Source organism: Streptomyces sp. NPDC054786, from assembly GCF_053611685.1.
In genome coordinates this window covers 12,530-38,865 of the sequence record NZ_JBSHAW010000059.1, presented here as the reverse complement: position 1 = coordinate 38,865, position 26,336 = coordinate 12,530, and the positions used below count along the sequence as shown (strand labels likewise).

The following is a 26,336-nucleotide window of genomic DNA, read 5'->3' as shown; positions in this document are numbered from 1 at the left end:
CGGCGAGCATCCGACAGCCGCTCCACCAGCAGCACGCCGACACCCTCGCCCCAGCCCGTGCCGTCCGCACCCGCCGCGAAAGACTTGCAGCGCCCGTCCGGCGCGAGCCCTCGGTCCTGGCTGAAGCCGACGAAGGAGTCAGGGGTGGTCATGACCGTGACACCACCCGCCAGTGCGAGCGTGCACTCTCCTGAGCGCAGTGCCTGGATCGCCAGGTGCAGCGCGACCAGCGACGACGAACAGGCCGTGTCCACCGTCACCGCAGGGCCTTCCAGGCCGAGGGTGTAGGAGACGCGGCCCGAGACGACGCTGGCCAGGCGGCCGTATCCGTTGGCCGCGTAGTCGTGGTAGGCGACTCCGGCGAAGACACCGGTCCGGGACCCCTTGAGGGAGGTGGGGGCGAAGCCGCCCCGTTCCAGGGCTTCCCAAGCGGTCTCCAGGATCAGCCGCTGCTGCGGGTCGGTCTCCCTGGCTTCCCGAGGACTCATCTTGAAGAAGTCGGCATCGAACTCCCCTGCATCGTGGAGGAATCCGCCCTCCCGCGTGTAACTCTTGCCCGGTGTGGCCGGCGCCGGGTCGTAGAGGTTCGCCAGGTCCCAGCCGCGATTGTCGGGGAAGCCGGTGATGGCGTCGCCGTCGGCGACCACCAGATCCCAGAGCTTCTCCGGTGTGTCGACGCCGCCCGGGTAGCGGCAGGCCATGGCCACGATCGCGATCGGCTCGTGGTCCTTGGCCTCGACCTCGCGCAGTCGCCGCCGGGTCTGCTGCAGATCGGAAGTGGCACGTTTGAGGTAGTCGCGGAGCTTTTCGTCATTCCCCATCGTCCATCAGCCCATCTCGAGGTTGTCCAGCGCCTGGAACAGCTCGTCGTTCATCGCAGACGCGTAGTCGTCGGGTGTGTCGTCGGCCGGGCCGGTGCTCCGGGCATCGCGCGCCCTGCGGAGCACGGCTTCCCTGCGGGCGGCGATCAGCGGCTTCTCCAGCCTGGGTGCGGCCGGTCTCCCCGCCAACCCCTTACTTGGATCCCCAGCCCCTAGTCGGTCCCCCGGGCCGGTTTTCCGGTCAGTCCTCGACGAGGGAAATGGCGGCCACCGGGCAGCCGTCGGCCACCACCCGCAGGGCCTCGATCGCTGCCGCGTCGAGGAGTCGGGGATCGGGGCGGCCGGCGACGAGCACGACCCGGCCGTCCTGTTCGCTCTGGTCGAAGGTGTCGGGCCGAGCGTGGACACACATGCCCGAGCCGACACACACCTCACGGTCGACGTCGATGCGCATCAGGACCTTCCGCCCGGTCAGGCGACGCCGGCGGCGGGTGCCGCCTTCAGTAGGTCGCCGAACTCCGGGTACTGCGCGATGGCCTGCTCGCGGGTAAGGGGCGTGCGGCTCGGTCCCCGGGCCACGGTCAGCAGCGCCGGCAGGGTCATCATGCTGCTGGGCGGAGCTTCCAGGGCGGCCACGTTGAACGACGCGTTGGACAGCACGGCGTTCTCGGTCGTCAGGCGGGCGAACCGCGCGGTGAAGCGGCGCAGCAGCTCGGGGGCGCGCTTGATGTTCGACTCGGCGCCGGGGAACCACTGGTCGGCGCCGACGGCCATCTGCCACGGCCCCTCAGCCGCCTTGGCGATGGCCTGCTGCGCGGTGCGGCCGAGGCTGGGTGTGATGCCGTGCCGTTCGGCTTCGGTGCGCAGGGCGAGCGCGCCGAGCGCGGCGATGGACATGCCGGTGGCGTAGTTCGGGTTGAGGGTGGTGGCGGCGTCGCCGATGACGACGAGGCCCTCGGGCAGCGGCAGCTTCTCATAGCGGCGACGCCAGTTGGACATGCCGCGGTAGGCGCGGACGGGGCCCGCGGGGGTGGCAACGGCCATCAGGTCGGCGATGGCGGGATCGCGCAGGGACCTGGCGAACTCCTCGAAACCGGCCTCGTCGACGGGCGGCTGTCCACCCCGGGTACCGATCAGCGCGACGATCCAGCGGTTGCCTTCGTTGGGCAGCAGCGCGGCGCCGCGGCCCGGCTCTCCGGTGCCGGACCGGGCCTGGACAAGCACGCCGGGGAAGTCCTCTGACGTGCCTTCGGGAGCCTCGTAGAGGCGGCTGGCGTAGGCGAAGCCGGCGTCGACCCGCTCCTCCTGGACTTCGGAGAGTCCGAACTCGGCGAGCCAGTGCGGTGTCCTGGAGCGGCGTCCGGTGGCGTCCACGACGAGATCGGTTCCGATGGCCTCGTCCTCGGCGCCCGCCCGCTCGATGCGAACTCCGGTGACGCGGTCTCGGTCGCCGGTCAGGCCGACGGCCTTGGCCGAGTCGATGACGGCGATCTTCTCGTCGGCGAGGGTCCGGCTCCGTACGACATGGTCGGTCAGATCGCGGCTGCACGCGATGACGTACGCGTCGCCGCGGTGCCGCCGGTACCAGCCCTCGGCGGATAGGGTCAGCAGGTCGCCGGGCATGCCGCGGCGCCTGGCGCCGGCGGCGAGCAGCCGCTCAGTGGTACCCGGGAGCAGATCGTCCAGGGCCTTGGCGCCGCCGCTCATGAGCATGTGGTTGTGGTAGCCCTGGGGCAGGCCCTTGCGGGGGGCCGGGCCGTCGGGGAACCTGTCGCTCTCGATGACGGTGACGCGTTCGGCGCGGCTGGCGAGTGCCGCCGCCGCGAGCATTCCGGCCATGCCGCCGCCGAGCACCACTGCACTGGTCATGGTCTGAAGTCCTCCTGTGGGCTGGACATGGGTGAGCGGGTCACTGCTCGATGCCGGAAACGGCGAGGAACTGCTTGATGCGGTGCTCGGCGAGTGCGGGGTCGGCGAAGAGACCCAGTTCGTCCGCGAGCCGGTAGGCCTTGGCCAGGTGCGGTACGGAGCGGGCGCCTTGCTCGGCCCACAACATCCGGAAGTGGTCGGCGTGGCCCGCCAGCCAGCCCAGGAAGACCAGGCCGGTCTTGAAGAACAGCGTGCTGCGGCCCGGGCCCTCGAAGACGTGCCCGGCCAGTTCGAGGGTGGCGTCCAGGCGGCTGCGGAAGCCCTGGTCATCGCCCCGGTCCAGGGCGCGGAACGCCTCGGCCGCCACCGGCGCGATGAGGTCGAAGACGGGTGAGAGGGCATCGCTGTGGCCCTGCTCGTCGCCGGCGATCAGATGGGTGTACGTGTCGTAGTCGCCGGTGTAGAAGCGCACGCCCTCGGGCAGCCGGCGGCGCAGCGCGACCTCGGTTGCGGCGCTCAGCGGAGCAACCTTGACGCCGTCGATCCGGTCCCGGTGGGCGGCGATCAGGTCGATGAAGGCCTGGGTGGCCTCCTCCGCCCCGGCGTGGCCCCAGTAGCCGGTGTGGCCCGGCACCCACTCGGGCAGCAGCCAGTGCAGAACGGAGGGGCGGCTGGTCTGCGCCAGGAGGGTCGCGTACACGCCCACGTACTCCTCGGGCGTACGGGCGGCCTGGGCGAGGGCCGTGCTGGCCTGGATGATCGCGGTGGCCCCGGCCTCTTCGACGACCTCCAGCTGCTCGAGATACGCCTTCTTGACGTCGTCGATGCTGTGCTGCGCGAACGGGTCGAGCTGGTCGGTCCATACGCCGGCCGCGAGCCGGCCGCCGACCGCACGAGCCTCGGCACCGGAGCGGCGGATCAGTTCGGCCGCGGTGCCCCAGTCGAGGCCCGCGCCGCGGTGGGCGGTGTCCAGGGCCTCGGCGACTGTGAAGCCGTGCGCCCAGAGGTGACGGCGGAAGGCGAGGGTGGCGTCCCAGTCGAGCGACTGGGACGGGGGCGGGCCGAGCGGTGGGCCGAACGGCTCGTTGGGAGCGAGCGGGTCACCGACGACATGGGCGGCGGCGAGCACGGAGCGGCCGGAGAAGGGGGTGCTGTCGGGTGTGAAGGAGAGCGGGTCGCGGGTGGGCTGATATGACGTCAGGGACCCGTCGGTCTCGGGAATCTTGATCACGGGGTGTCTCCTCGGATGGCGGGGCCTCGGCCCGAGTGCGGGCGCGGGTCACCAAGTGACGGGCAGGGAGTGCATGCCGTGGATGAGGGTGTGGCTCTTGAACGCGAGCTCGTCCTCGGGGACAGCGAGGTGCAGGCCGGGGATGCGGGCGAAGAGGGTGTTGAAGACGATCTCCAGCTCGACTCGCACCAGCGAGGCACCGGGACACTGGTGGTTGCCGTGACCGAACGCGGAGTGCAGCTTGATCTCGCGGTGGATGTCGAAGGTGTCGGGGGCCTCGAACACCGTCTCGTCGCGGTTGGCGGAGCCGTTGAGCGCGATGATGCCCTCGCCCGCACGGATCAGCACACCGTCGATCTCGATGTGCTCGAGTGCGACCCGGCCGGTGGCGAAATCAGCGATGCTCAGGTATCGCAGCAGTTCCTCAATGGCCCCTGCGGTGAGCGAGGGATCGGCCTTGATCTCGGCGAGCTGCTTCGGGTGGTTGAGCAGCGTCGCGGTGCCCAGCGCGATCATGTTGGTGATGGTGTCGAAACCGCCGAAGAGCAGCATCCGGCCGAGGGCGACGATGTCGCCGTGCTCCAACGTGCGCTCCTCACGGTTGCGCTCGATGATCCGGCCGAGCAGGTCATCGCTTCCCTTTTTGGTCTTCTCCGCCACCAGCTTGTCGAGGTAGGCGTCCATCTCGGCGGTGGCGGCCGCCACTTCCTCCGGCGACACATCACTCTTGACGGTCTTCTCGGCGAAGGCCCGGAAGGTGGTCGTGTCCTCGTGCGGGACCCCCATCAGCTCGCAGAACAGCAGCGACGGCACGGGGATGGCGAGCGCCTCGACCAGGTCGACCGGCCCCCCCTGGGCGAGCATCGCATCGATGTGCTCGTCGACGATCTCCTGGATGCGGGGGCGCAGGGCCTGCATCCGCTTGACGGTGAGCTCGGGGATGATCGCGCGCCGGCGCACGGTGTGGTCCGGCGGATCCATCGCCACCAGCGGGAGCTCCATGGTCTGGAGCACCTCGTCCGGTACGGGGAACTGCAGCGGGTACCCGGGGAGTTTGACGCTGGAGCTCATCTCGGAGGAGGTCAGGACCCGGCGGACGTCCTCCTGCCGGGTGACGACCCACACCTCGCGGCCCGAGAGCGCCAGTTTCACCTTTGTCACGGGATTGTGGGCACGCATTTCCGCATAGGCGGGCGGCGGGCTGTAGGGGCACTTCCGCTCCATCGGAAAGGACGGAAGAGCGGCGGTGGATTGCGCACCGGTGGTGTCAGTCATGGAAGCAGGCTAGGCGGGCCAACAGGCTCTGATCTCCCCCTAATTGACCCCTAATTCGGCCATCGGCGAGGTGTGTTCCGGGGAAATTTCCGGGCGCCTACGGAAATGGGTTCAGCGTCCGTCCCGGGGGTGGACGGACGCTGAACCGGTGTACCGGAAGTGGCTTGTGCGGGTGAGGCGTTCGCTAGACGGGAAGCGCCGCCTCCATGGGCCGTACCTTCAGGGCCTGCCAGGTCGGCAGCAGGGTCGCGCCGATGGTCAGCAGGGCCGCGAAGCCGATCGTCGCGAGGTACATCCAGATCGGACCGGTTGGGGTGAACGAGTCGGCCCGAGCGATGCTGAAGGGAATCAGCGTCATGGGGGCGACGAGCGTGCCGAGGAAGATGCCGATCCCGGCGGTCATGCCGCCCTCGAAGGCCATCATCCGCAGCACCTGGGCGCGGGTGGCGCCGGTGAGCCGCTGGAGTCCGAACTCGCGGGTGCGGCCGCGGATCGCCAGCCACAGGGTGTTCATCACCGAGATGGTGATGTAGCCGAGCAGCGTACCGATCATGAGGTAGCTGACCAGTGCCTGCGCGCCGAGGTGGTGGGCGAAGGCGTCGGTGAGCCGGTCGCGGTCGACGACCTCGGTGCCGGCGAGCCCCTGGGAGACCTTGCCGAGCGCCGCGGCGAGCTGGGTGTCGTCGGTGCCCGCCCTGGGTGCGACCACGATGTGGCTGGGCAGCGAGCCCCGGGTGTGCTGGGCGAGCGTCTCCGCCGACATCATGATCGTCTCAAAGCTGGGCTTGGCCTTGACCAGTGCGACGATGTTCAGCTTCGCCGTTTTGCCGTCACCGAAACGCAGGGTCAGGGTGTCGCCGACACCGGCCTTGAGCTCCTTGGAGAACTGTTCGGCGATGGCGACGGAGTTGCCCTTGAGGTCGGAGAGCTTGCCCTCGACCGCTTCGGCGGCACCGACCTTCGCGGCCGCGTCCGGCGTATAGCCGAGGAACTGCCAGCCCTCCAGGTCCTTGTTGCCCCACGGGTCCTTGGGGGACTCGATGAAGCCGGTGCTGGCCACGAACTCGGAGGCCGCGCCGACCTCGGGCAGCGCCCTGACCTTCTCCAGGGTGCCGGGGGCGAGACCGTCGGGACCGCCACGGAGCACGGCGTCACTGGCAAGCTGCTCGGTGTAGACGCTCTTGACGCTGCTCTCGGTGGAGATCAGGTAGAGGTTTGCGGTGGCGATGCCGGTCAGCAGCATGACCGGCGTGATGACGGCGGCCATCCGGACCGCCCTGGCACGGGTGTTGAGCGCCGCCAGGTAGCCGGAAAGACCGGAGACCGCGCGCAGCAGCGGGGAGAGCACCGCGGTCAAGCCCTTGGCGATGTTCGGGCCCAGCAGCGCCAGACCCACCGCGAAGAAGATCGACGCGAAGGTGGACGGGCTGGCGATCAGCGGCCCGGTGACCACGTTCAGCGCGACGAACCAGAGGCTTCCGCAGAGCAGGAAGCAGATGATCGCGATGATCGGGCGCACCTTGCCCAGACGGTATTTCTCGCCGCCCTCGTCAGCGAGCGCCTCGGCCGGCTTGGTCAGCATCGAACGGCGGCCTGCGACGATCGCGGCGGTACCCGAGGCGATCAGGGCGACCACCACGGCGATGGCGGTCGGCAGCCAGCCGCGGTAGAAGACGAAGCCTTCGGGGGCGATGCCGGTGGCCGTCAGCTGGTCGAAGAGCCACTTGCCGGCGAACAGGCCGGGGAAGGCGGCGAGCGCGGTGGCGAGGACGGAGATGCTGACCGTCTCGCCGACGATCATGCGCCGCAGCTGCCGGGGCGTGCTGCCGATGGCCCGCAGCAGCGCCATCTCCTTGTGGCGCTGCTGGAAGGAGAGCGACAGGGTCGAGGCGACACCGAGGATGCCGACCATGAGGGCGAGGGCGCCCAGCAGGCCCGCGATGACGATGAGGTCGGTCATGTCGACGTCGGCGTACTCGGCCTTGCCGCGCTCGTCACCGGTGAGGGTGATTGCGCCGCTCCCCTCGATCGCCTTGTCGACCCGCTGCTCCAGCGCCTCGAGGTCCGCGCCCGGCTTGGTCAGCAGGCCGATGGCGTCGGCCTTGCCGGAGGCCGGGGCAAACTTCTTGGCGTCGGCAGCGGAGAAGAAGAGGCTGGACTCGACGGCCTTGGCGGTCGGCCGCGCGACACCGGTGACGGTGAACTGCTGGGTGTGGCCCTGCAGCGCGACGCCGATGGTGTCGCCGGCCTTGGCGCCGGCCTCCTTGGCGACGTTCGAGTCCAGGACCACCTCGCCGACCGTGGTCGGCGCCTTGCCCTCGGTGAGCTCGTACGGCATGAGCACGGCGGAGTCCCAGCCGTGCCCGAAGGACTTCTCCTCCTTGCCGACCGGCTTGTCGCCCTTGAGTGCCGCTGCGGCGAAGGACCGGTCGACGACCGCCTTGTCGACGCCGGGCAGCGACCGGAGCCTGTCGGCGAGCGAGGCGTCGACCCTGACTCGTTCACTGAGGTGAGCGACGGGGCTGCCGGCCTCCTCGTACTCGCCGTTGCCGGCCACGAGGATCGGCGCGGCGTCCAGCCGCTGCGCGGGGAGTACGGCCCGCAGACCGGTTTCCATCATGGAGCCTGCGGCGGTCATGATTGCCCCGGCGAGGAACATCGCGACGAAGGTCGCTGCGAAGCCGCGCCAGCGGAAGCGCACGGTGCGCAGTGAGAGTCTGAACATCACACGCCCCCAACGGCCTTGGACCGAGCGGCGACAGCGTCGCCGAGGTGCGTCATCTGCTCCGCGACGGCGGCCGCAGACGGGTTGTACATCTCCGTGGCGAGCCTGCCGTCGGCAAGGAAGACGACGCGGTCGGCGTAGGACGCGGCGACCGGGTCGTGGGTGACCATGACGATGGTCTGCCCGCTCTGGTGGACCGAGCCCGCGAGCAGCGACAGCACCTCGCGTGCGGTCCGGGTGTCCAGCGCACCGGTCGGCTCGTCCGCGAAGATCACCGCCGGCCGGCTGACCAGGGCCCGCGCGATGGCGACGCGCTGCTGCTGGCCACCGGACAGCTCGGCGGGGCGGTGGCCGGCCCGCTCGGCGAGGCCCACGCTCTGGATGACCTGCTTCACCAGGCTCTTGTTGGGCCTGCGCCCGGCGAGCTGGAGCGGCAGGACGATGTTCTGCGTCACGGTCAGCGCGGGCAGCAGGTTGAACGCCTGGAAGATGAAGCCGATCCGCTCCCGGCGGAGCAGGGTGAGCTCGGTCTCGCTCTTGCCCTGGAGGTTGATCCCATCGATGCTCACCGACCCGGACGTCGGCTCGTCGAGGCCGGCCGCGCAGTGCAGCAGGGTGCTCTTACCCGAGCCGGAGGGTCCCATCACGGCGGTGAAGGTCCCCTTCTGGAATCCGAGGGACACCCCCGCGAGTGCGGCGACCGAAGTGCTGCCCCTCGTGTAGACCTTCTCCACGGAGTCCAAACGGACAGTCTCGGTGACTCCACGGTTGCCAAGTGTGTCCACTTGTCTTGCCCCCTCAGTCTTCATGACTCTCGTTCATCTGCCTGCGCGATCTCGTGTGATTCGAGACTAGGAAGTGCCGGCCAGGCTCGGTATGGGCTTAAGGCGCCGGAGCGGGTGGTGCTAGGCCCCCTCTTGTGAGGTGGTGGTAGGGGTGGGTACGCCCTCCGGCTCCGCCTGAGGCAGTCGCGGAGCGTGTCGTCGTTCGCCATCGCACATCAACCGATCTCAAGATCGTCCAGGGCCTGGAAGAGCTCGTCGTCGCTCGCCGACGCGTAGTCGGCGTCGCCGGGGGCGGGTGCGGAGCCGGTGTCCCGGGCGTCGCGCCAGGCGCGCAGAAGTGCTTCGAGCCGGGCCTCGATCCGTGCTCCGGTGTCGGCGTCGGCGGGGTCGGCGGCGCGCAAAGCCACCTCGAGCCGGTCGACGTGGGTGAGGACCGGCCGGGCGAGGTCAGCGCTCTCCGGTCCGGCCAGGGTGAGCAGCAGGTCGGTCACTTGCTGGGCGGTCGGGTGGTCGAAGACGAGGGTGGAGGGCACCGCGAGTCCGGTGGTCGTCCGCAGTCGCCTTCGCACTTCGACCGCGGCGACCGAGTCGAAGCCCAGGTCCTTGAAGGCCCGGTCGGGTTCGACGGCGTCGGTGCCGGGGTGACCGAGCACCGCGGCCACCTGTTCGCGTACGAGCTGGAGAACCGCACGGTGGCGTTCTCCGTCTGGCAGGGCAAGCAACTGCTGCCAGTGCTCGGTGTCGGTCTCGGCGTCGGCGGGGGTGAAGGAGCCGTCGATGTGCTGGTACGCGGCGGCGGTGCCGGAGCCGGCCAGCCAGTACGGTGTGCGCTGGAACGGGTAGACCGGAAGCGGCACTCGGCGGGCGGAGCGGCCTTCGAAGAACGTCTGCCAGTCGATGTCCAGGCCGCGGGCGTGGGCGGCGGCGACCGCGGTGACCAGCTCACGTTCCTCACCTCGGTCGCGGCGCAGGAGCGGCAGAAACACGGCGTCGGTGCCGTCCGTGAGGCAGTCGTCGCCCATCGCAGAGAGCACGGCATCGGGGCCGAGTTCGATGTAGGTGGCGGTGTTCTCGGACTCCAGGTGGCGTACGGCATCGGCGAAGCGGACGGTCTCGCGCACGTGCCGCACCCAGTAGCCGGGGTCCTGGGCCTCCTCGGCGGTGAGCGAGGCACCGGTGAGGGTGGAGACGACAGGCAGCTGCGGTGGTGCGTAATCCAACCCGCCCGCGATGCCCGCGAATTCGTCGAGCATCGGCTCCATCAGCGGCGAGTGGAAGGCGTGGCTGACCTTCAGCTGCTTGGTGCGATGGCCCTCGGCGGCAAAGCGGTTGCACAGTTCGAGCACCGCGTCCCGCGCTCCGGAGACGACGACAGAGGTGCGGCCGTTGACGGCGCCGATGCCGACCCGATCGGTGAGGTAAGGACGCACCTGCTCCTCGGTGGCCTGGACGGCGACCATCGCGCCGCCTTCGGGGAGCGCCTGCATCAGGCGGCCCCGGGCCGCGACCAGCTTCGCCGCGTGCTCCAACGTGAGGATCCCGGCGACGTGGGCGGCAGCAAGCTCGCCGATGGAGTGGCCGACGAGTACGTCGGGCCTGATTGCCCAGGACTCCAAGAGGCGGTAAAGCGCGACCTCGACAGTGAAGAGGGCGGGTTGGGTGTACTCGGTGCGGTTGAGGTCGTCCTCGGTATCGCCCCACATCACCTCGCGCAGCGGCCGCTCCAGGTGCGGGGCGAAGGCGTCGGCGGCGGCTTCGAAGGCGCGCGCGAAGGTCGGGAACACCTCGCACAACTCGCGTCCCATGCCGAGCCGTTGGGCGCCCTGTCCGGAGAAGACGAACGCGGTGCGGCGGCCCGTCGCAGCGGCCGAGCGGGCGCCGCCGGCCGGCAGGTCACCCTCGGCGAGGGCGGCCAGCGCGTGGGCCAGCTCGCCGTGGTCGGCCGCGCCGAAGGCCGCCCGGTGTTCCATCGTGGCGCGGGCGTTGGTGAGCGAGTGGGCGACGTCGAGCAGTTCGAGCTCGGGCCGGTCGGCGAGGTGGGCGCCGAGCCGCCGGGCCTGCTCGCGCAGCGCCTTTGGGCTCTTGGCGGTCAGGACGACGGGCAGTGGGCGTCCATCGGCGGATTCGCGGTCAGTGGGCGGCTCCACGGCTGGCGGCTGCTCGATGATGACGTGAGCGTTGGTGCCGCTGATGCCGAAGGAGGAGATGCCCGCGCGGCGCGGCCGGCCGGTATCCGGCCATTGCTGGTGCTCGGTCAGCAGCCGTACGCTCTCCGACCACTCGACCTCACCGGTCGGCTCGGCGACGTGCAGAGTGCGCGGCAGGACGCCGCGGCGGATCGCCTCGGCCATCTTGATGACGCCAGCGACGCCCGCGGCGGCTTGAGAGTGGCCGATGTTGGACTTGATGGAGCCAAGCCACAGTGGCCTGTCAGCCGACCGGTCCTGCCCGTAGGTGGCGATGACGGCCTGTGCCTCGATGGGATCTCCGAGGATGGTGCCGGTGCCGTGCGCCTCGACGGCGTCGACGTCAGCGGGCTCCAGGCCCGAAACGGCGAGGGCACGCCGGATCACACGCTGCTGGGCAGGGCCGTTGGGCGCGGTCAGGCCGTTGCTCGCGCCATCCTGGTTGACGGCGGTGCCGCGGATGAGGGCGACGACCGGGTGGCCGTTGCGTCGGGCGTCGGACAGCCGCTCGACGAGGAGCAGCCCGACGCCTTCGGAGAAGCCGGTCCCGTCGGCGTCGGCGGAGAACGACCGGCAGCGCCCGTCGGGCGAGAGCCCCTGCTGCAGACCGAACTCGATCAGTACCTCCGGCGTGGCCATCACGGTCACGCCGCCGGCGATCGCGAGTGCGCACTCGCCGGAGCGCAGCGACTGCACCGCGAGGTGGAGCGCGACCAGCGACGACGAGCACGCGGTGTCGACAGTGACCGCGGGGCCTTCGAGGCCGTAGGTGTAGGCGAGGCGGCCGGAGTTGATGGATCCGGTGGCGCTGTTGAGGGCGTAGTCGTGGTACATGGCGCCGGTGAAGACGCCGGTCTGGCTGCCCTTGAGGGCGGCAGGGTCGATGCCTGCGTTCTCCAGCAGGTGCCAGGAGGTCTCAAGCAGCAGGCGCTGCTGCGGGTCCATGGTGAGCGCATCGTTGGGGCTGATGCCGAAGAACGCCGCGTCGAACTCAGCCGCATCGTGCAGGAATCCGCCGTAGCGGGTGTAGGTCTTGCCGGGAGTACCGGGCTCGGGGTGGTAGATCTCTTCGATGTCCCATCCGCGGCCGGCGGGGAACTCAGTGACGGTCTCGGCGCCGTCGGCGAGCAGGTCCCACAGCTCCTCGGGCGAGTCGATGCCGCCGGGGAATCGGCAGGCCATGGCGACGACGGCGATCGGTTCGTCGTCGCGTATGGCGGTCGCCGGGGCGCCGTCAGGCTGCGTCGGGCCGGCCGCGCCGACGAGGGTCTCCTTGAGGTGCTGGGCGATCGCGCGGGAATTCGGGTAGTCGAAGACGAGGGTAGCGGGCAGGCGTTGGCCTACTTCCGCGCTGAGCCGGTTGCGTAGTTCGACGGCGGTGAGAGAGTCGAAGCCGAGTTCCTTGAACGCTTGGCCGGGATCAACGGCGTCGGCGGAGGCGTGCCCGAGAGCGTCGGCCACGTGGGCACGGACCCGGGCGAGCAGCAGCCGGTCGCGGTCCTCCTCGGGGAGCCGGGCCAACTGGTCGGCGAGAGTGTCGCCGCCGCCCGCGCCGGCATGGGCCGCCTGCCGGGCCGGGGGGCGCACCAGGTCGCGCAGGACGGCGGGGGTCTCACTGGTGGCGGCCTGGGCGCGCAGCCGGGCAATGTCGAGGCGCAGCAGCAGGAGCAGCGCGTCGTCGCGTCTGAGGGCCGAGTCGAAGAACGCGAGCCCTTCCTCGGTGGCCATGGCGGGGAAGCCCTGCCGCTTGAGGCGTTCGATGTCGGTGTCGGTGAGGTCGCCGGTCATGCCGGTGCCTTCAGCCCACAGCCCCCAGGCCATGGAGGTGGCGGGCAGCCCGTGCGCCCTGCGGTGGTCGGCGAGTGCGTCGAGGAAGGTGTTGGCGATCGCGTAGTTGGCCTGGCCGGCGGCGCCGAGTGTGCCGGCGGCCGAGGAGAAGAGGGCGAAGAGGCCGAGGTCCAGCTCGTGTGTCAGCTCGTGCAGGTGCCAGGCCGCGTCTGCCTTGGGTGCCAGGACGGTGTGGAGCCGTTCGGGGGTGAGGGCTGTCAGGACGCCGTCGTCGAGGACGCCCGCGGAGTGGACGACGCCGGTGAGGGGATGGTCGGCCGGGATCGCGGCGAGCAGGGCGGCGAGTGCGTCCCGGTCGGCGACGTCGCATGCGGCCACCGTGACGTCGGCCCCGGCGGCGGCGAGTTCGTCGCACAGTTCGGCCACGCCGGGGGCAGCGGGGCCGCGGCGGCTGGTGAGCACCAGGTGTTTCACGCCGTGTTCGGCGACGAGGTGGCGGGCGGCGAGCGCACCGAGCCCGCTGGTGCCGCCGGTCACCAGGACGGTTCCGTCAGGGTTGAGTTCGGCGGGCGCGCCGAGCGCCTCGTCGGCGGAGGTACGGGCCAGTCTGGGCGCGTATATGGCGCCGTCGCGCAGGGCGAACTCCGGCTCACCGCCGGCTATGGCGGCGGGCAGCGCGCAAGTGGAGGCGTGGGTACCGTCGAGGTCGGCAAGCAGGAACACCCCGGGATTCTCCGCCTGTGCGGTGTGCACCAGGCCCCAGACCGGCGCGAGGGTGAGCTCCGGTGCGCCGTCGGCGTCACGGGTGCGGACCGCGCCGCTGGTGAGCACGGCGAGCCGGGTGGCGGCCAGCCGCTCGTCGGCGAGCCAGCCCTGCAGCAGAGCGAGTACCTCGCAGGCGACGGCGCGCACGGCGGCCGGCAGGTCGCCGGCGGGCGCGGGGCAGGCGTAGAGCACGAGGTCGGGTGGGGGTGTGCCGGTGTCGAGCGCGGCCCGCAGCGCGTCGAGGTCGTGGTGGCCGGGCAGGGTGCTGTCGCCGAGCGGGTCGTCGCCGAGCCACGCCCAGCCCGTGGTCGCGGGCGGGCTCGCCGGGGCCGGGACAGGTTGCCAGGTGAGCCCGTAGGGCTCCGCACGGCGGGCCGCGCCGGCCTGCAGCTGCTCGGCGGAGACCGGCCGGGCGACCAGGGAGGCGACGGAGAGCACCGGCTGCCCGGTGAGGTCGGCCGCCTCGATGAGCGTGCCGTCCTCCCCGGCCGGGGCGAGCCGGACGCGCAGCTCGGTGGCGCCGACGGCGTGGAGGGTCACTCCGGTCCAGGCGAACGGAAGATTCGTTCCCTCGCTCGGGTCCTCGGTGACCAACTCCGCGTGGAGGGCGGCGTCGAGGAGCGCCGGGTGCAGCCCGAACCGCGCGGCGTCGACGTGGGCTTGTTCGTCCAGCCGCACCTCGGCGAACACCTCGTCGCCGCGCCGCCAGACGGCCTGCAGCCCCTGGAAGACCGGCCCGTAGGCGTAGCCGCGCTCCAGCAGCCGGTCGTACGCGCCTTCCAGGCCGACCGGCTCGGCACCCGGCGGGGGCCACTGGGCGAGGTCGAAGGCGGGAGCCGGCACTGACTGCGTCAGCACACCGGTGGCGTGCAGGGTCCACGGCGCGTCCTCGCCCTCGGCGCGCGAGTGCACGCTCATCCGACGGGCGCCCGACGAGTCCGGGGCGGCGACGGCGACCTGCACCGCGAGCGTGCCGGCCTCGGGGACGACCAGCGGTGCGCTCAGGGTGAGTTCGTCCAGGGTGGTGCAGCCGGTCTGCTCGCCGGCGCGCAGGGCGAGGTCCACGAAGGCGGTGCCGGGCAGCAGCACGGTGCCCATCGCCTCGTGGTCGGCGACCCACGCGTGGGTCCGGGCCGACAGGCGGCCGGTGAGCAGGGTGGCGCCGTCACCTGCCGTCTCCACGGCGGCGGCGAGCAGCGGGTGGTCGACGCGGGTCTGACCGGTGCGGGCCTCCTCAGCGACGACGCCCGGCACCTCTTTCCAGAGCCGGCGGCGCTGGAAAGCGTAGGTGGGCAGGTCGATCGTGGTGGCTCCGGTGCCGTCGAAGAACGCCGTCCACTCCACCGGCGCACCGCGGACGTACGCCTCCGCAAGGGAGGCGGCGAACCGCTTCAGCCCGCCCTCCTTGCGGCGCAGCGACCCGGTGACGGCGCCCTGGCGGCCGGTGGCGTCCAGCGTCTCTTCCAGGCCGACTGCGAGGACCGGGTGCGGACTGCTCTCGACGAAGAAGTCGAACCCGTCGTCGATCAGCCGCCGGGCCGCGTCCTCGAACCGCACGGTCTGCCGCAGGTTGGCGTACCAGTACTCGGCGTCGAGGCCGGCGGTGTCGATCGGCTCGCCGGTCACCGTCGAGTAGAAGGCGATGTCGCACGAGCGCGGGCGCACCGGCGCGAGGATCTCCAGCAGCCGGTCGCGTAGGGACTCGACGTAGTAGGAGTGCGAGGCGTAGTCGACCGGGATCTTGCGGGCGCGGACTCCCTGCGCGGTGAGCTGCTGGTGGACCTCGTCGAGGGCCGCGGACTCGCCGCAGAGGACTGCGGAGCTGGGGCCGTTGACGGCGGCGAGCTGAACCTTGTCGCGCCAGGGGGTGAGCCGTTCGGCCAGCTCGGCAGTGGGCAGCGGGACGGACATCATGCCGCCCTGGCCGGCGAGCTCCTCGCCGATGACCTTGCTGCGCAGCGCCACGACGCGGGCGCCGTCCTGAAGGGAGAGGGCGCCCGCCACGGTAGCGGCGGCGACCTCGCCCTGCGAGTGGCCGACGACGGCGGCCGGCTCAACGCCGTAGGAGCGCCACAGCGCGGCGAGCGAGACCATGACGGCCCACAGCGCGGGCTGAACCACGTCGACCGGATCCAGTGTCGGCTGTCCGTCCTCCTGACGCAGCACACCGAGCAGGTCCCAGTCGGTGAACTCGGCGAGTGCGTCGGCACATTCGCCGATTGCCCGGGCGAATACCGGTGATTTATCGAGGAGTTCGACAGCCATTCCGGCCCACTGCGACCCCTGTCCGGGGAAGACGAACGCCACCTTGGGGGGCGCGCCACCTGCCGCGCCGATCACCGCGGCGCCGGGCGCGTCCTGCCCGGACACCACGTCAAGTCCAGCCAGCAGGCCGTCGAGGTCATCGCCGATGACGACCGCACGGTGGCCGAGCCGGGCCCGGGTGGTCACCAGCGACAGGCCGACATCCACGGGACGCAGCCCGGGCCGTCGGGTGGCGTGCTCCCACAGCCTGCCCGCCTGTACGCGCAGCGCCTGTGCGCTTTTTCCGGAGACGACCCACGGCACAACCGGAGGCATTTCGTCACTGCTCACCCAGAACACCCCGTTGAATCGAAAGCTGACTTCACAAAATCCGGGAAGGAGAAATTGCGGCGTAAAGCACCGCGGCAAAAAGGCTGCCCATTCCCGGTACGGTGGGCAACCCCTTACTTGATCCCGAGGCCCCTAACAGATCCGACCGGAGACTGGGGAGTTCACTGGTCGTCGACGGCGATGGCCGTCACCGAGCACAAGTCAGCAGCGCCGCAGGGGGCATCATGCTGCTGGGCGGCGCTTCCAGGGCGGCCGCCCGGAGCGCGAGGGCCTCCCGGGCATCGGTGCAGACTTCGCAGTCCATACCGAGACCAGAAAGCCCCCACCCCGTTCAAGGACCACTCAACGCGTTGTCACTCGTAGCCGACGTCTCGGAACGACACACCTAGGCCGGCTTGCGCCGGGAGCTGTCAGGTCAGTTGCTGCGCCGGGGCGTCGTGGCCGGCCTCCTGGGAGATGGCATGAGGGGCGTCTTCCACCGGCAGATCGCTGGGCAGGTTGGCTACGTGCCGCAGCCGGTTGACGGTGAAGGCGGCGGTGGCCACGGTGATGACGATGCCGAGCACCGCGGTGGCGTTCATCGAGGTGGCGAACGCCGAGTACGCGGCGTTCATCAACTCGTGCGCCTGGGTGGACGCCAGATGCGTGGCGGCCTCCATGGCCCCGCCGAGGGTCTGCCCGGCGGCGCGCACGGCATCGGCCGGGACGTCGGGCAGATTGGCGTGGTCGATCCGATTGCCGTAGATCGCCGCACCCAGGCTGCCGAAGACGGCGATGCCGAGCGCGCCGCCGAACTCCTGGAAGGTCTGGGTGAGCGCGGAGACCGAGCCCGCCCGCTCCGGCGGGGCGGCGGCGACGACCAGGTCGGTCACCAGGGTGAGCACGATCGCAGAGCCCACGCCGATCGCCGTGGCGCCGCCGACCACGAGCGGGATGTTGTGGTCCACTCCGAGCATGGTCATGCACGTGAAGCCGGCCGCGGCCACCAGGAGCGCCCCGGCGATGACGTACGCGGGGCGGACGATGCCCTTGTTGGCCAGGACCACCGCGAACGGTGCGAGCAGCATGGTGCAGGCGGGCGGCGGCATGGTCCACAGCGCGGCCTCCAGCGGGCTCATGTGCAGCACGTCCATCAGGTACTGGGTGACGAACAGGCTGAACCCGATCAGGCAGCAGAAGGCGATCAGGCTCAGGCTGATCGCCGGGCTGAACCCGCGGCGCTTGAACAGCTTGGGGTCGATCATCGGGTGCGAAAGGTGGGTCTGCCGGTAGAAGAAGACGCCCGCCAGCACGATGCCGACAACGATGGCGAGGACGCGGATGACGCCGAACCCGTCAACGGCGAGCTCCTTGAGCCCCCAGATGATCGACAACACCGCCACCAGCGACAGCACCGAGCTGAGCAGGTCGAACCTGCCCACCTCGTGCCTGGGCCGGCGGAACTCCGGCACGAGGATCGGCACCAGGACGAACAGCAGCACCAGAACAGGGACGTTGATGAGGAAGATCGAACCCCACCAGAAATTGTTGAGCAGGCTGCCGCTGACGACCGGTCCGATCGCTGAGCCGGCCGAGGTGCCGATCGCCCAGATCGAGATGGCAGTACGGCGCTGCGCGTCGTCCCGGAACATGTTGCTGACGAGCGCGAGTGTGGACGGCATGAGGGTCGCGCCGCCCAAGCCCTGGAGCAGACGGGCGGCGATGAGCATTTCGGCACTGCCGGCGTACGCGGCGGCAATCGAGGCGACGCCGAAGACGGCGGCTCCGATCAGCAGCAGCCTACGGCGGCCGATCAGGTCGCCGATGTTCCCCATCGTGATCAGCATGCCGGCCAGCACAAAGCCGTAGATGTCCGTCATCCACAGCTGCTGGGTGCTGCTAGGGGCGAACTGCGCGGAGATGGACGGCACCGCGAAATACAGCACGGTGATGTCCATCGATATCAGCAGCAATGGCAATACGAGGACGCCGAGCGCGATCCATTCCTTGCGCCCGGCTCGTGCATTGGTGCGCGTCATGCGTATTCCAGTCCTTCTTGCGGTCGAGTGTGGGTGTGGTGACGGAATTCAGCACGGCTACGAAGCTGTCCGGAAGGCCACAAGGCAGTTATGTGGCCGCCGGGGTGAACCAACGGATCCGGACGCTGGTCGCCACCGCCGACTCCGCCGTTGTCCGGACGGTCATGTCAGGCTCGAAGCTCGGGTGAGATCACGTAGTCGGTGACCTCGCCGGAAACCGGCTCGATGCGAGCCAGAGCCTCCTTGACGGCGAGAGCGAGGCGGGCCTGCTTGGCGGCCTCGCGCGCGTCACGGCGGGCGGTGAACTCGGGCATGACCTCGGAGGCGAACAGTTCGAGCGATTCCATGATGTGCTCGTGCCGGTTCTTGCCGATCTGCACCGAGAAAATGACCTGGTCGACGCCGGCCGCCTCGTAGCGGCGCACCAGGTCGCTGATCTGCTCGGGCGTGCCGATGCCGCGGCGCAGCGAGGTGATCTGCTCCAGCATCGCCTTGGCCTCGCCGGTCGGCTCCTCGCCGTCCGCGGGCGGCGCCGGGTTGCGCGTGAGCCCGACCGAGGCGCGGTTGTTCTGGAACTCCTGCCACACGTCGGTCACTCCGGGCCGGTGCTCGCCGGAAATGTAGTAGTGCATCAGGGAGTATGAGAAGAAGTGGGCCCCGTCCAGGCCACGGTCGAGCGCGGTCTCCTCGTCGCGATGGCACATGAAGGGCAGCACGACGGAGAAGTTGGGATTGACGTCGAGGCCCACGGGCACGCACTCGGGCGACTCGATGATGCGGTAGTACGTGTCGACCCACTCCTTGGCCTGCTCGGGGGAGACGAAGGAGAAGGACAGCGCGCCGAGCCCGTTCTGGGCCGCGGTCTCGATCGTCGTACGGGCGCTGCAGGCCATCCACAGCGGCGGGTGCGGAGTCTGCTTGGGCTTGGGCACCATGTTGCGCGGCGGGATGTCGAACCAGTCGTTCTTCGCGCCGGTGAACGGCGTCTCGTTCATCAGCCGGGTGATGACCCGCAGCGACTCGGCCCACTGGTCCTTCTTGGTCTCGCGGTCCACTCCGAAGGCGGCGAGCTCCAGCTGCGAGCTGCCGGCTCCGCTGCCGAAGTCGACCCGGCCGCCGGAGAGCAGATCGAGCATGGCGATCCGCTCGGCCACCCGCACCGGGTGGTTGACGGCCGACGGCAGCTGCACGATGCCGTGGGCCAGCCGGATGTCGCGAGTGCGGGCGGCCGCCGCGCCGAGAAACACCTCCGGCGCCGAGGAGTGCGAGTACTCCTCCAGGAAGTGGTGCTCGGTGGCCCAGGCGTAGTCGAAGCCGAGGCGATCGGCGAGTTCTATCTGCTCCAGCGACTCGTTGTAGAGCCGCTCCTCGCTGTCCTGCGCCCAGGGCCGCGGCAGTTGGTGGTGGTAGATGAGTCCAAATCGCATGTCGTGTCCTTCAGAGTGTGTCGAGTGTTGTGGTGCCGGGGCGGGCCCGTCGGACCCACCCGCCGCCGCCGGTCAGGCGGCGATGCGGTGGAATGCGGCGCGGTAGTACAGCAGCGGCTGGGCGGCCGCTCCAGGCAGGCCGACGTCGAGGGCGCGGACCCGGCCAACGACGATGCGGTGGTCGCCGCCGGGGTGAACTGTCTCGATGGTGCAGTCGATCCAGGCAAGCGATCCGGCGAGCCTCGGCGAGCCGGTGGCCGCGGCCGGAGTCCATTCGACACCGGCGAATTTGTCGGTACCGCTCGCCGCGAAGGCCCGGCACAGCTCCTCCTGCGGCCCAGCCAGTACGTTGACGGAGAACGCACCGGCCGCCGCGATCCGCGGCCAGGTGGTGGAGGTGCGGTTGACGAAGCAGGTGACCAGCGGCGGGTCAAGGGACAGCGAGGCGAACGACTGGCAGGTGAAGCCCACCGGCCGGCCCCCCTCGGGGGTCTCCTCGATCGCCGTGACGACGGTGATTCCGCTGCAGAAGTGGCCCAGCACGTCCCGGTAGGTGGCCGGATCGATGGAGGCGGGCAGCGGCGCGAGTGGCGCTTGCATCGGCCTTGTCATCCTGCCTGTTCGATGATCAGGTGGGCGTTGGTTCCGCTGATGCCGAACCCCGAGACGCCCGCCCTGCGGGCCCGCCCGGTCTCGGGCCACTGCCGGGCCTCCGTCAGCAGCTGTACGTTCCCGGCCGACCAGTCCACGTGCGGGCTCGGGTCGTCGGCACCGAGTGTCCTTGGCAGTACACCGCCGCGGATCGCGAGCACCATCTTGATGATCGACGCCACGCCGGCGGCGGCCTGCGTGTGGCCGAGGTTGGACTTGACGGAGCCGAGCCACAGCGGCAGGTCGTCGGGCCGTTCGCGGCCGTATGTGGCGAGCAGCGCCTGTGCCTCGATCGGATCGCCCAGCGTGGTGCCGGTGCCGTGCGCCTCGACCGCGTCCACATCGCCGGTCTGCAGGCCCGCGTTGGCGAGCGCCTGGCGGATCACCCGCTGCTGGGCCGGGCCGTTGGGCACCGTGAGACCGCTTGAGGCACCGTCCTGGTTGATCGCCGAGCCGCGGATCACGGCGAGGATACGGCGGCCATGGCGCTCGGCATCCGAGAGACGTTCGAGCACCAGCATGCCGGTACCCTCCCCCCAGCCGGTGCCGTCCGCGCCTGCTCCGAAGGGCCGGCAGCGGCCGTCCCGGGAGAGCCCGCGCTGCTTGGTGAAGTACTGGAACGTCTCCGGCGAGGCCATCACGGTCACCCCGCCGGCCAGCGCGAGCGTGCACTCCCCCTGCCGCAGGGCCTGCCCCGCGAGATGGGTGGCGACCAGCGACGAGGAGCACGCGGTGTCCACCGTCACCGCCGGACCTTCCAGCCCCAGGGTGAAGGCGACGCGGCCGCTGACCAAGCTGCCGCCGGTGCTCGCGCCCTCGTACTCGTGGTACATCAGGCCGGCGAACACCCCCGTCTTGCTGCCCTTGAGGGAGAGCGGGTCGATGCGGGCGTTCTCCACCGCCTCCCACGCCGTCTCCAGCAGGAGCCGCTGCTGCGGGTCCATCTCCAGCGCCTCGCGCGGCGAGATACCGAACAGCTCGGCGTCGAAGTAGGCCGCGTCGTGGATGAAGCAGCCGTCGCGCGTGATGCTCGTGCCCGGCGCGCCCTCCGGGTCGTAGAGGGCCTCGATGTCCCAGTCCCGGTCGGTGGGGAACGGGGAGACCGCGTCGCGGCCGTCGACCAGCAGCTCCCACAGTTCCTCAGGCGAGTCGACGCCCCCGCCGAACCGGCAGGCCAGGCCGATGATGGCGATCGGTTCGGTCGTCGCGTGGGCCAGCCGCTCGTTCTCCTGCTTCAGTCTCTCGTTGTCGATCAGCGAGGCGCGCAGCGCCTCGACGATCTGCTCCACTTCCATGACTACTTCCGCCTCCAGCTCGGTTGGACCCATCAGTTGGACCTGCCGCCCGACAGCGCCGCGAACACCAGATGGTCGATGCGCCTGTCCCGGATCGCATAGATGTCGATCGCCGCGGTCTCGATCAGCTCGCGCACCAACCCGCTGGTACCGTGGACCGTTCCCGTGCTTTCGTTCAGTGAATTCGCGTAGCTACCCAACGCTGCTCTCCCGCCTGGGGTGAGAACCAGTCAGTGAATGGGAATGTGATCTCACGCTAGAGCGGCGGTGCAGTCACCCACACCCCTAAAGCACCCCTCACCCCGGCCTCACAGTCACTGTTTGATCGTGGTGGCGGCCCCCGCTTCGAGTGCGGCCCGGTGACGTACCGGGACTCGTCGGGCCAGCTGGACGATGGCGCGTGAGAAGTCGATCGCGCTGCCGAGCGTGAGCGGTGTCGGCTGAGTGTCGGTCCGGCTGCCGCCGCCGGGCCCATGCCGGCCTTCTTGGCCTGTGTACCGCGAGTTGCGCACCACGCGGCGCCAAGGTGCCCAGCGATCCGTCCCGTTGAGAGACCAGGTTCGGATATCAGTTGTCCGCCGGACGGATCGGGTGCAAAACACCGTGTCACATCTCGCACGACCGACCCCCATAGTCCCTTAACGCAATGGCGCTCGCCGTCTTCGTGGTCATCTTGTTAAAGGGAGCCGCCATGAACTGCGACGAGAGAATTCGGTATGTCTGGTTGCGACGCCAGATTTGCCACCGGGTCTGCGGGGCGAAGAACTGTCCCGCCCCTTCGGCAAGTTTCTGGCAGGCCTCGGCGTAATCGCGCAGTTCCGCCTCGTAGGCGGCGAAGGCGGTGCGGTGGTCGCCCCCCGCAGCGGCCAGCTCACCGGCAAGTACATAGGCGCCCACGATCGCGAGACCAGTGCCCATGCCGCCCATAGTGGCCCCGTAGCCGGCATCGCCGAGCAGCACGGCCCTGCCTGTGGACCAGCGGTCGAGGCGGATCTGGCTGACCGAGTCGAAGTAGAAGTCGTCCGCTCGCCGCATGGCGTCGAGCAGCCCGGGCACCTCCCAGCCCACTCCGCTGAACACCTCCGCAAGGATCTTCTTCTGTTGTTCGACGTCCCTGCGGTCGTAGTCGATCTGATCGGCGGCGAAGACGAAGAGCGGTGACGCCTCGTCGGGGTTGCGCGCGCTGCTGAGGGTCACGCTCTTGCCAGGCACCCCGAACGAGACCCCCGATCGCAGCAGACCGAAGCGGTTGGGTACCCGGTAGCCACCGGCCACGTAGCAGCCGAGATGGCGGATGAACCGCGACTCCTCCCCGAAGACCAGCCTGCGCACGTTGGAGTGGAGCCCGTCTGCACCGACCACCAGGTCGAAGGTACGGGGCGCGGAACGCTCGAAGGTGGCATGGACGCCCTCCGCGGTCTCGGTGATCGAGGTGATCGAGTCGCCGAAGACGTACTCAGTGGTGTCCTTGGTGTGCTCGTACAGCACTCGGCTCAGGTCGCCGCGCTGCAACTCCACCTCGCCGCTCATGACTGCCGACGGAACAGCCGCCTGGCGCCGTCCGGCAGCATCGATAAGAGCGACCTCCCCCATGCCGGTGCGCAGTGCGCGGATGTCGTCGAGGATCCCCATCTTCCGCAGCACGCTCATGTGCGCAGTACCCCGGAAGTCGACGGAGAAGCCCCCTTCGCGCAAGGCCGGCGCGCGCTCGACGACGGTGGCCGCGAAGCCGTACCGCTGCAACCAGTAGGCGAGCGCAGGTCCGGCAACACTCGCGCCGGAAATCAGGACGTTGGTCTTGCCCATGACGGCCTCCAGATGCCCGTGGGGGTGTGCCGTGGCCTGCCCAGACCGAACTATACAAGCGTATTAGGCGTATGAACAAGACGCAAGAGCAAGACTAGCGTTCAACACGAGCGTCTCAGTCGTTCGTATTGAACAATCGTTCGCGGCTGGATACCATGGCTGACATGGGGAATCGTGAGGATTTGCTCGCTGGAGCGAGGCGCTGCCTTGTAGAGAAGGGCTACGCGCGCACCACGGTGCGAGACATTGCGAAGGCCTCCGGTGGCATCAGCCTGGCCGCCATTGGCTATCACTTCGGATCCAGGGAAGCGTTGATGAACGCGGCGCTCTACCAGGCCATGGACGATTGGGGGGCCCAGGTCGAACTGGCGATGGCGGCCTACGCCGACCCGCAGGCGGGCCGCGTGGAGCCGTTCAGGTCGATGTGGACCGAGATGATCAAGTCGTTCACCACCCAACGCCCACTGTGGGTCGCCACATTGGAGGCGATCGTCCAGGCCGAACGGGCACCCGAGCTACGCGACCAGCTGGCGGACGGGCAGCAGCAGGGCCGCAGCGGCATGGCGGCCGCACTACGCGGCTCCCACGAGGGCGAGGTGTCCGACTCCGTGGTCCGCACACTCGGCTCGGTGCAGACGGCACTCATGACCGGCATCATGATCCAGTGGCTGACCGACCCGGAGAACGCCCCCTCCGCAGAGGAGGTCATCGAGGGCTTGCGCGCCATCGTGACCAGCTTTGACGCGCCCGCTAGCGCGGAGCCTGCCAACGCCCCCTAGAAGCGCGTCGTAGTAGCCGCCGCCCCTCCCCCGGCTTGTGACCTTTCGTGCGGGGTGATCCCGCTGTTCATGGTGAGGATGGGCTGTTCGAGGTCCATCCGACGCCGACGGAGCGTCGCGCGGCGGCGGCAGAAGAAGACGCTCCGGGCGTTCGGACTTCAGCGGGTGTTGCCGCTCCGCCGTCGGCATGACCGGCCTCCCGCGGATCACCTGGCCCGGGGCGTCGCCGACCGAGTCGACGAGGTGCTCGACCTCTCGCCGGTCCTGGCCGACCGTCCCCAGCGCGAGGCCCCCTGCGATCCCTGGCTGATGGCCACCACCGGGGCGTGCTTCACACGGACGATCGAGCACAGGGGCGTCCCGGCCGGTTTCCTGCACCACTCAGCGGGACTCGATCCCAGGACCGGCACTACGGCACCGAGCAATGACTCCGAACCCGGCTGCCGGCGGGCCTGGGCCATCGCCCCGCCGCGGGAACCCGCCAGTCCTGCTGCCACAGCCCTGGAACACAGCCATTCCCGAGATCGATCAGGGCCGCGCCTGCGGAGAGGCTTCGAGCTGACGATATCCCGAGCGCCCGGAGCCCCCCGCGGTCAGGGGCGTACGCGGACGCGTCCCCTGCCTCACGGCCCGCCGGAACCGCCTCACACATGCGATCGCCCAAGGCGGCGCCCTTAGAGGTCGTTTCAGTTGGTGAGTCGGCGGTAGCTGATGAGGGCTGCGGCTATGCCGACGAAGGCCAGGAAGTGCTCGGCCTTTCGCTCGTACCGGCGGTGCAGCCTTCGGCATCCGGCCAACCAGGAGACCGTTCTCTCGACGACTCAGCGGTGTCGGCCGAGCCGCGTGGACGACTCGATGCCCTTGCGGGCGATGCGGTGGCGGATGCGGCGCTCGCGAAGCCATTTCCGCAGGTGGTCGTAGTCGTAGCCCTTGTCTGCGTGGAGCTTGGCCGGACGCCGGCGGCGCGGGCCGCGGCGGGAGCGGATGGGCGGGATCCCGCGCACGAGCGGTTCCAGGCCGAGGCTGTCGTGCATGTTGGCGCCGGAGATGCCCAGCGACAGCGGCAGGCCGTTTCGGTCGGTGATGAGGTGGATTTTCGATCCTGGCTTGCCACGGTCGGTCGGATTCGGTCCGGTCAGTGGCCCCCTTTGCCGCCCGGACGCTGACGGAGTCGATCGCGCACCGCGACCAGTCCAGCTCGCCCCGGGCGCCGAGTTCGTCGAGGATGACCCGGTGCAGTCTGGCCCACACCCGATCCCGGCTCCACTGAGCGAAGCGCCGGTAGACCGTGGGCCAGGCCGGCCCGAACACCGGTGGTAACTGCCGCCAGGTGCAACCTGAAGTGGCCACGAAGATGACCGCCGCCAGGCACTCGCGATCACCGGCCCGACGTCGCCCGCCGCCCTGCGGGCGTACGACCTCCGTCGGCGGGACCACCCGCCGAAACAGCGTCCACAACTCATCCGGCACCAACCGCTCCACCAGATCCGTCATGCACGGCTCAACGAGCGATCACACCATCAGAAACGACGTCTTAGACCGTGTCCTATGTGGTGAGGCTTCGTTGACCTCGGTATGGGGCGGGGTACATGGAGTTGGATTGTTCCGGACGGGTTGTGGGCGATCGCGAAACCGCTGATTCCGCCGTCGAAGGTGCGGCCTCAGGGCGGGGGAACGCAGGACACGCCTGATGAGACGCTGTTCGCGGCCATCATCTACGTCCTGGTCAGCGGGTGCGCCTGGCGGGCTCTGCCGCCCTGCTTCGGCATCTCGAAGTCAACCGCCCACCGACGGTTTCTGATCTGGTCCAGAGCCGGCGTCTGGGGCCGTTTGCACGAGGCCGTGCTGCACCGGCTCGACGACGCCGGCCTCATCGACGTCACCCGCGTCGTCCTCGACTCCGCCCACGTGAGGGCTAAAAAAGGGGGCGAACACACAGGTCCGAGCCCCGTGGACCGAGGCAAGCCGGGTTCCAAGATGCAGTGTGCCACGAACGCAAGAAGGAGTCCTATGTAGGAAGTGCTCTGAAAGCGGTGCTGTGCAGGAGATGAGGGAATTGGCCCCTCGGAGTCGCCCTGCGGGGGGAGGCTTCAAACCGCCGCATGCTGCGGAAGCGGTGACGTGACCGTGGTGAGCGATGCGGAAAAGGCGTCCAGGAGACGTCAGGTGGGGATCAGGAAGACGAACGCAAGTGAATCACTGCTGACGTGTCGTTATGGATGAAGTGACATCAAAACCGGGGTTACTTGTATCGGCCCCGGGAGGAGTCTGGCGGGTGCCCGTCTATTGGCCAGATGGTGTCCGGCATGGAGGTGACGTG

Annotated in this window: 14 protein-coding genes and 3 pseudogenes; 2 read left to right on the top strand and 15 right to left on the bottom strand. The window is 69.7% G+C overall.

Annotated features, from left to right (window positions below; translation table 11 throughout):
* The 14 genes and pseudogenes from ACWGI6_RS34685 to ACWGI6_RS34620 form a co-directional block, all read right to left on the bottom strand.
* The coding region (locus ACWGI6_RS34685; protein WP_453271183.1) for a beta-ketoacyl synthase N-terminal-like domain-containing protein at nt 1-821 on the bottom strand (821 nt) is incomplete at its 3' end.
* 6 nt (nt 822-827) lie between these two features.
* Nucleotides 828-1,010 (bottom strand): hypothetical protein, encoded by a 183-nt coding sequence (locus tag ACWGI6_RS34680; RefSeq protein ID WP_453271182.1) that lies wholly within the window; start codon nt 1,008-1,010, stop codon nt 828-830.
* A gap of 52 nt (nt 1,011-1,062) precedes the next feature.
* A complete protein-coding gene (locus tag ACWGI6_RS34675) occupies nt 1,063-1,275 on the bottom strand; it encodes a ferredoxin (protein ID WP_453271181.1) in 213 nt (70 codons plus the stop codon).
* A gap of 17 nt (nt 1,276-1,292) precedes the next feature.
* Nucleotides 1,293-2,690: an NAD(P)/FAD-dependent oxidoreductase gene (locus tag ACWGI6_RS34670; protein WP_453271180.1), complete on the bottom strand. Its 1,398-nt coding sequence runs from the start codon at nt 2,688-2,690 to the stop codon at nt 1,293-1,295.
* A gap of 40 nt (nt 2,691-2,730) precedes the next feature.
* The gene (locus ACWGI6_RS34665; RefSeq protein WP_453271179.1) at nt 2,731-3,921 is read right to left on the bottom strand and encodes a DUF993 family protein; all 1,191 of its coding nucleotides are present in this window, start codon (nt 3,919-3,921) and stop codon (nt 2,731-2,733) included.
* A 48-nt stretch (nt 3,922-3,969) separates the two neighbouring features.
* Nucleotides 3,970-5,196, bottom strand: coding sequence for a cytochrome P450 (locus ACWGI6_RS34660; protein WP_453271178.1), 1,227 nt, complete (start codon nt 5,194-5,196; stop codon nt 3,970-3,972).
* A gap of 184 nt (nt 5,197-5,380) precedes the next feature.
* Nucleotides 5,381-7,921, bottom strand: a complete 2,541-nt coding sequence (locus tag ACWGI6_RS34655) for an ABC transporter permease (protein ID WP_453271177.1) — start codon at nt 7,919-7,921, stop codon at nt 5,381-5,383.
* Nucleotides 7,921-8,730, bottom strand: a complete 810-nt coding sequence (locus tag ACWGI6_RS34650; protein ID WP_453271176.1) for an ABC transporter ATP-binding protein — start codon at nt 8,728-8,730, stop codon at nt 7,921-7,923. Before ACWGI6_RS34650 ends, ACWGI6_RS34655 begins: the two co-directional genes overlap by 1 nt.
* Before the next feature lie 191 nt (nt 8,731-8,921).
* The gene (locus ACWGI6_RS34645; RefSeq protein ID WP_453271175.1) at nt 8,922-16,040 is read right to left on the bottom strand and encodes an SDR family NAD(P)-dependent oxidoreductase; all 7,119 of its coding nucleotides are present in this window, start codon (nt 16,038-16,040) and stop codon (nt 8,922-8,924) included.
* 410 nt (nt 16,041-16,450) lie between these two features.
* Nucleotides 16,451-18,058 (bottom strand): MFS transporter, encoded by a 1,608-nt coding sequence (locus ACWGI6_RS34640; RefSeq protein WP_453271174.1) that lies wholly within the window; start codon nt 18,056-18,058, stop codon nt 16,451-16,453.
* A gap of 167 nt (nt 18,059-18,225) precedes the next feature.
* Nucleotides 18,226-19,485 carry an LLM class flavin-dependent oxidoreductase gene (locus ACWGI6_RS34635; protein WP_453271173.1) on the bottom strand — a complete coding sequence of 420 codons (1,260 nt, stop codon included), beginning with the start codon at nt 19,483-19,485 and terminating at the stop codon, nt 18,226-18,228.
* Nucleotides 19,486-19,557: 72 nt separating this feature from the next.
* Complete coding sequence (locus ACWGI6_RS34630) at nt 19,558-20,085, bottom strand: flavin reductase family protein (RefSeq protein ID WP_453271172.1); 528 nt, start codon at nt 20,083-20,085, stop codon at nt 19,558-19,560.
* Nucleotides 20,086-20,099: 14 nt separating this feature from the next.
* Nucleotides 20,100-21,416 (bottom strand): annotated as a pseudogene (locus ACWGI6_RS34625) (type I polyketide synthase); the annotation flags it as partial.
* A 621-nt stretch (nt 21,417-22,037) separates the two neighbouring features.
* Complete coding sequence (locus ACWGI6_RS34620; RefSeq protein WP_453271171.1) at nt 22,038-23,237, bottom strand: FAD-dependent monooxygenase; 1,200 nt, start codon at nt 23,235-23,237, stop codon at nt 22,038-22,040.
* A 236-nt stretch (nt 23,238-23,473) separates the two neighbouring features.
* Between ACWGI6_RS34620 and ACWGI6_RS34615 the strand changes: the two genes are divergently transcribed.
* Nucleotides 23,474-24,016: a TetR/AcrR family transcriptional regulator gene (locus ACWGI6_RS34615; protein WP_453271170.1), complete on the top strand. Its 543-nt coding sequence runs from the start codon at nt 23,474-23,476 to the stop codon at nt 24,014-24,016.
* A 686-nt stretch (nt 24,017-24,702) separates the two neighbouring features.
* On the opposite strand, the pseudogene ACWGI6_RS34610 reads toward ACWGI6_RS34615, so the two are convergent.
* Nucleotides 24,703-25,510: pseudogene (locus tag ACWGI6_RS34610) on the bottom strand (IS5 family transposase).
* 81 nt (nt 25,511-25,591) lie between these two features.
* On the opposite strand from ACWGI6_RS34610, the pseudogene ACWGI6_RS34605 reads away from it, so the two are divergent.
* Nucleotides 25,592-26,029, top strand: a pseudogene (locus ACWGI6_RS34605) (transposase); the annotation flags it as partial.
* Between the last annotated feature and the right edge of the window lie 307 nt (nt 26,030-26,336).

Bases quoted from the DNA above. Each gene is read 5' to 3' on its own strand.
- ACWGI6_RS34675 (WP_453271181.1), bottom strand. From the start codon at position 1,275: ATGCGCATCGACGTCGACCGTGAGGTGTGTGTCGGCTCGGGCATGTGT.
- ACWGI6_RS34670 (WP_453271180.1), bottom strand. From the start codon at position 2,690: ATGACCAGTGCAGTGGTGCTCGGCGGCGGCATGGCCGGAATGCTCGCG.
- ACWGI6_RS34660 (WP_453271178.1), bottom strand. From the start codon at position 5,196: ATGACTGACACCACCGGTGCGCAATCCACCGCCGCTCTTCCGTCCTTT.
- ACWGI6_RS34655 (WP_453271177.1), bottom strand. From the start codon at position 7,921: ATGTTCAGACTCTCACTGCGCACCGTGCGCTTCCGCTGGCGCGGCTTC.
- ACWGI6_RS34650 (WP_453271176.1), bottom strand. From the start codon at position 8,730: ATGAAGACTGAGGGGGCAAGACAAGTGGACACACTTGGCAACCGTGGA.
- ACWGI6_RS34640 (WP_453271174.1), bottom strand. From the start codon at position 18,058: ATGACGCGCACCAATGCACGAGCCGGGCGCAAGGAATGGATCGCGCTC.
- ACWGI6_RS34635 (WP_453271173.1), bottom strand. From the start codon at position 19,485: ATGCGATTTGGACTCATCTACCACCACCAACTGCCGCGGCCCTGGGCG.
- ACWGI6_RS34630 (WP_453271172.1), bottom strand. From the start codon at position 20,085: ATGCAAGCGCCACTCGCGCCGCTGCCCGCCTCCATCGATCCGGCCACC.
- ACWGI6_RS34620 (WP_453271171.1), bottom strand. From the start codon at position 23,237: ATGGGCAAGACCAACGTCCTGATTTCCGGCGCGAGTGTTGCCGGACCT.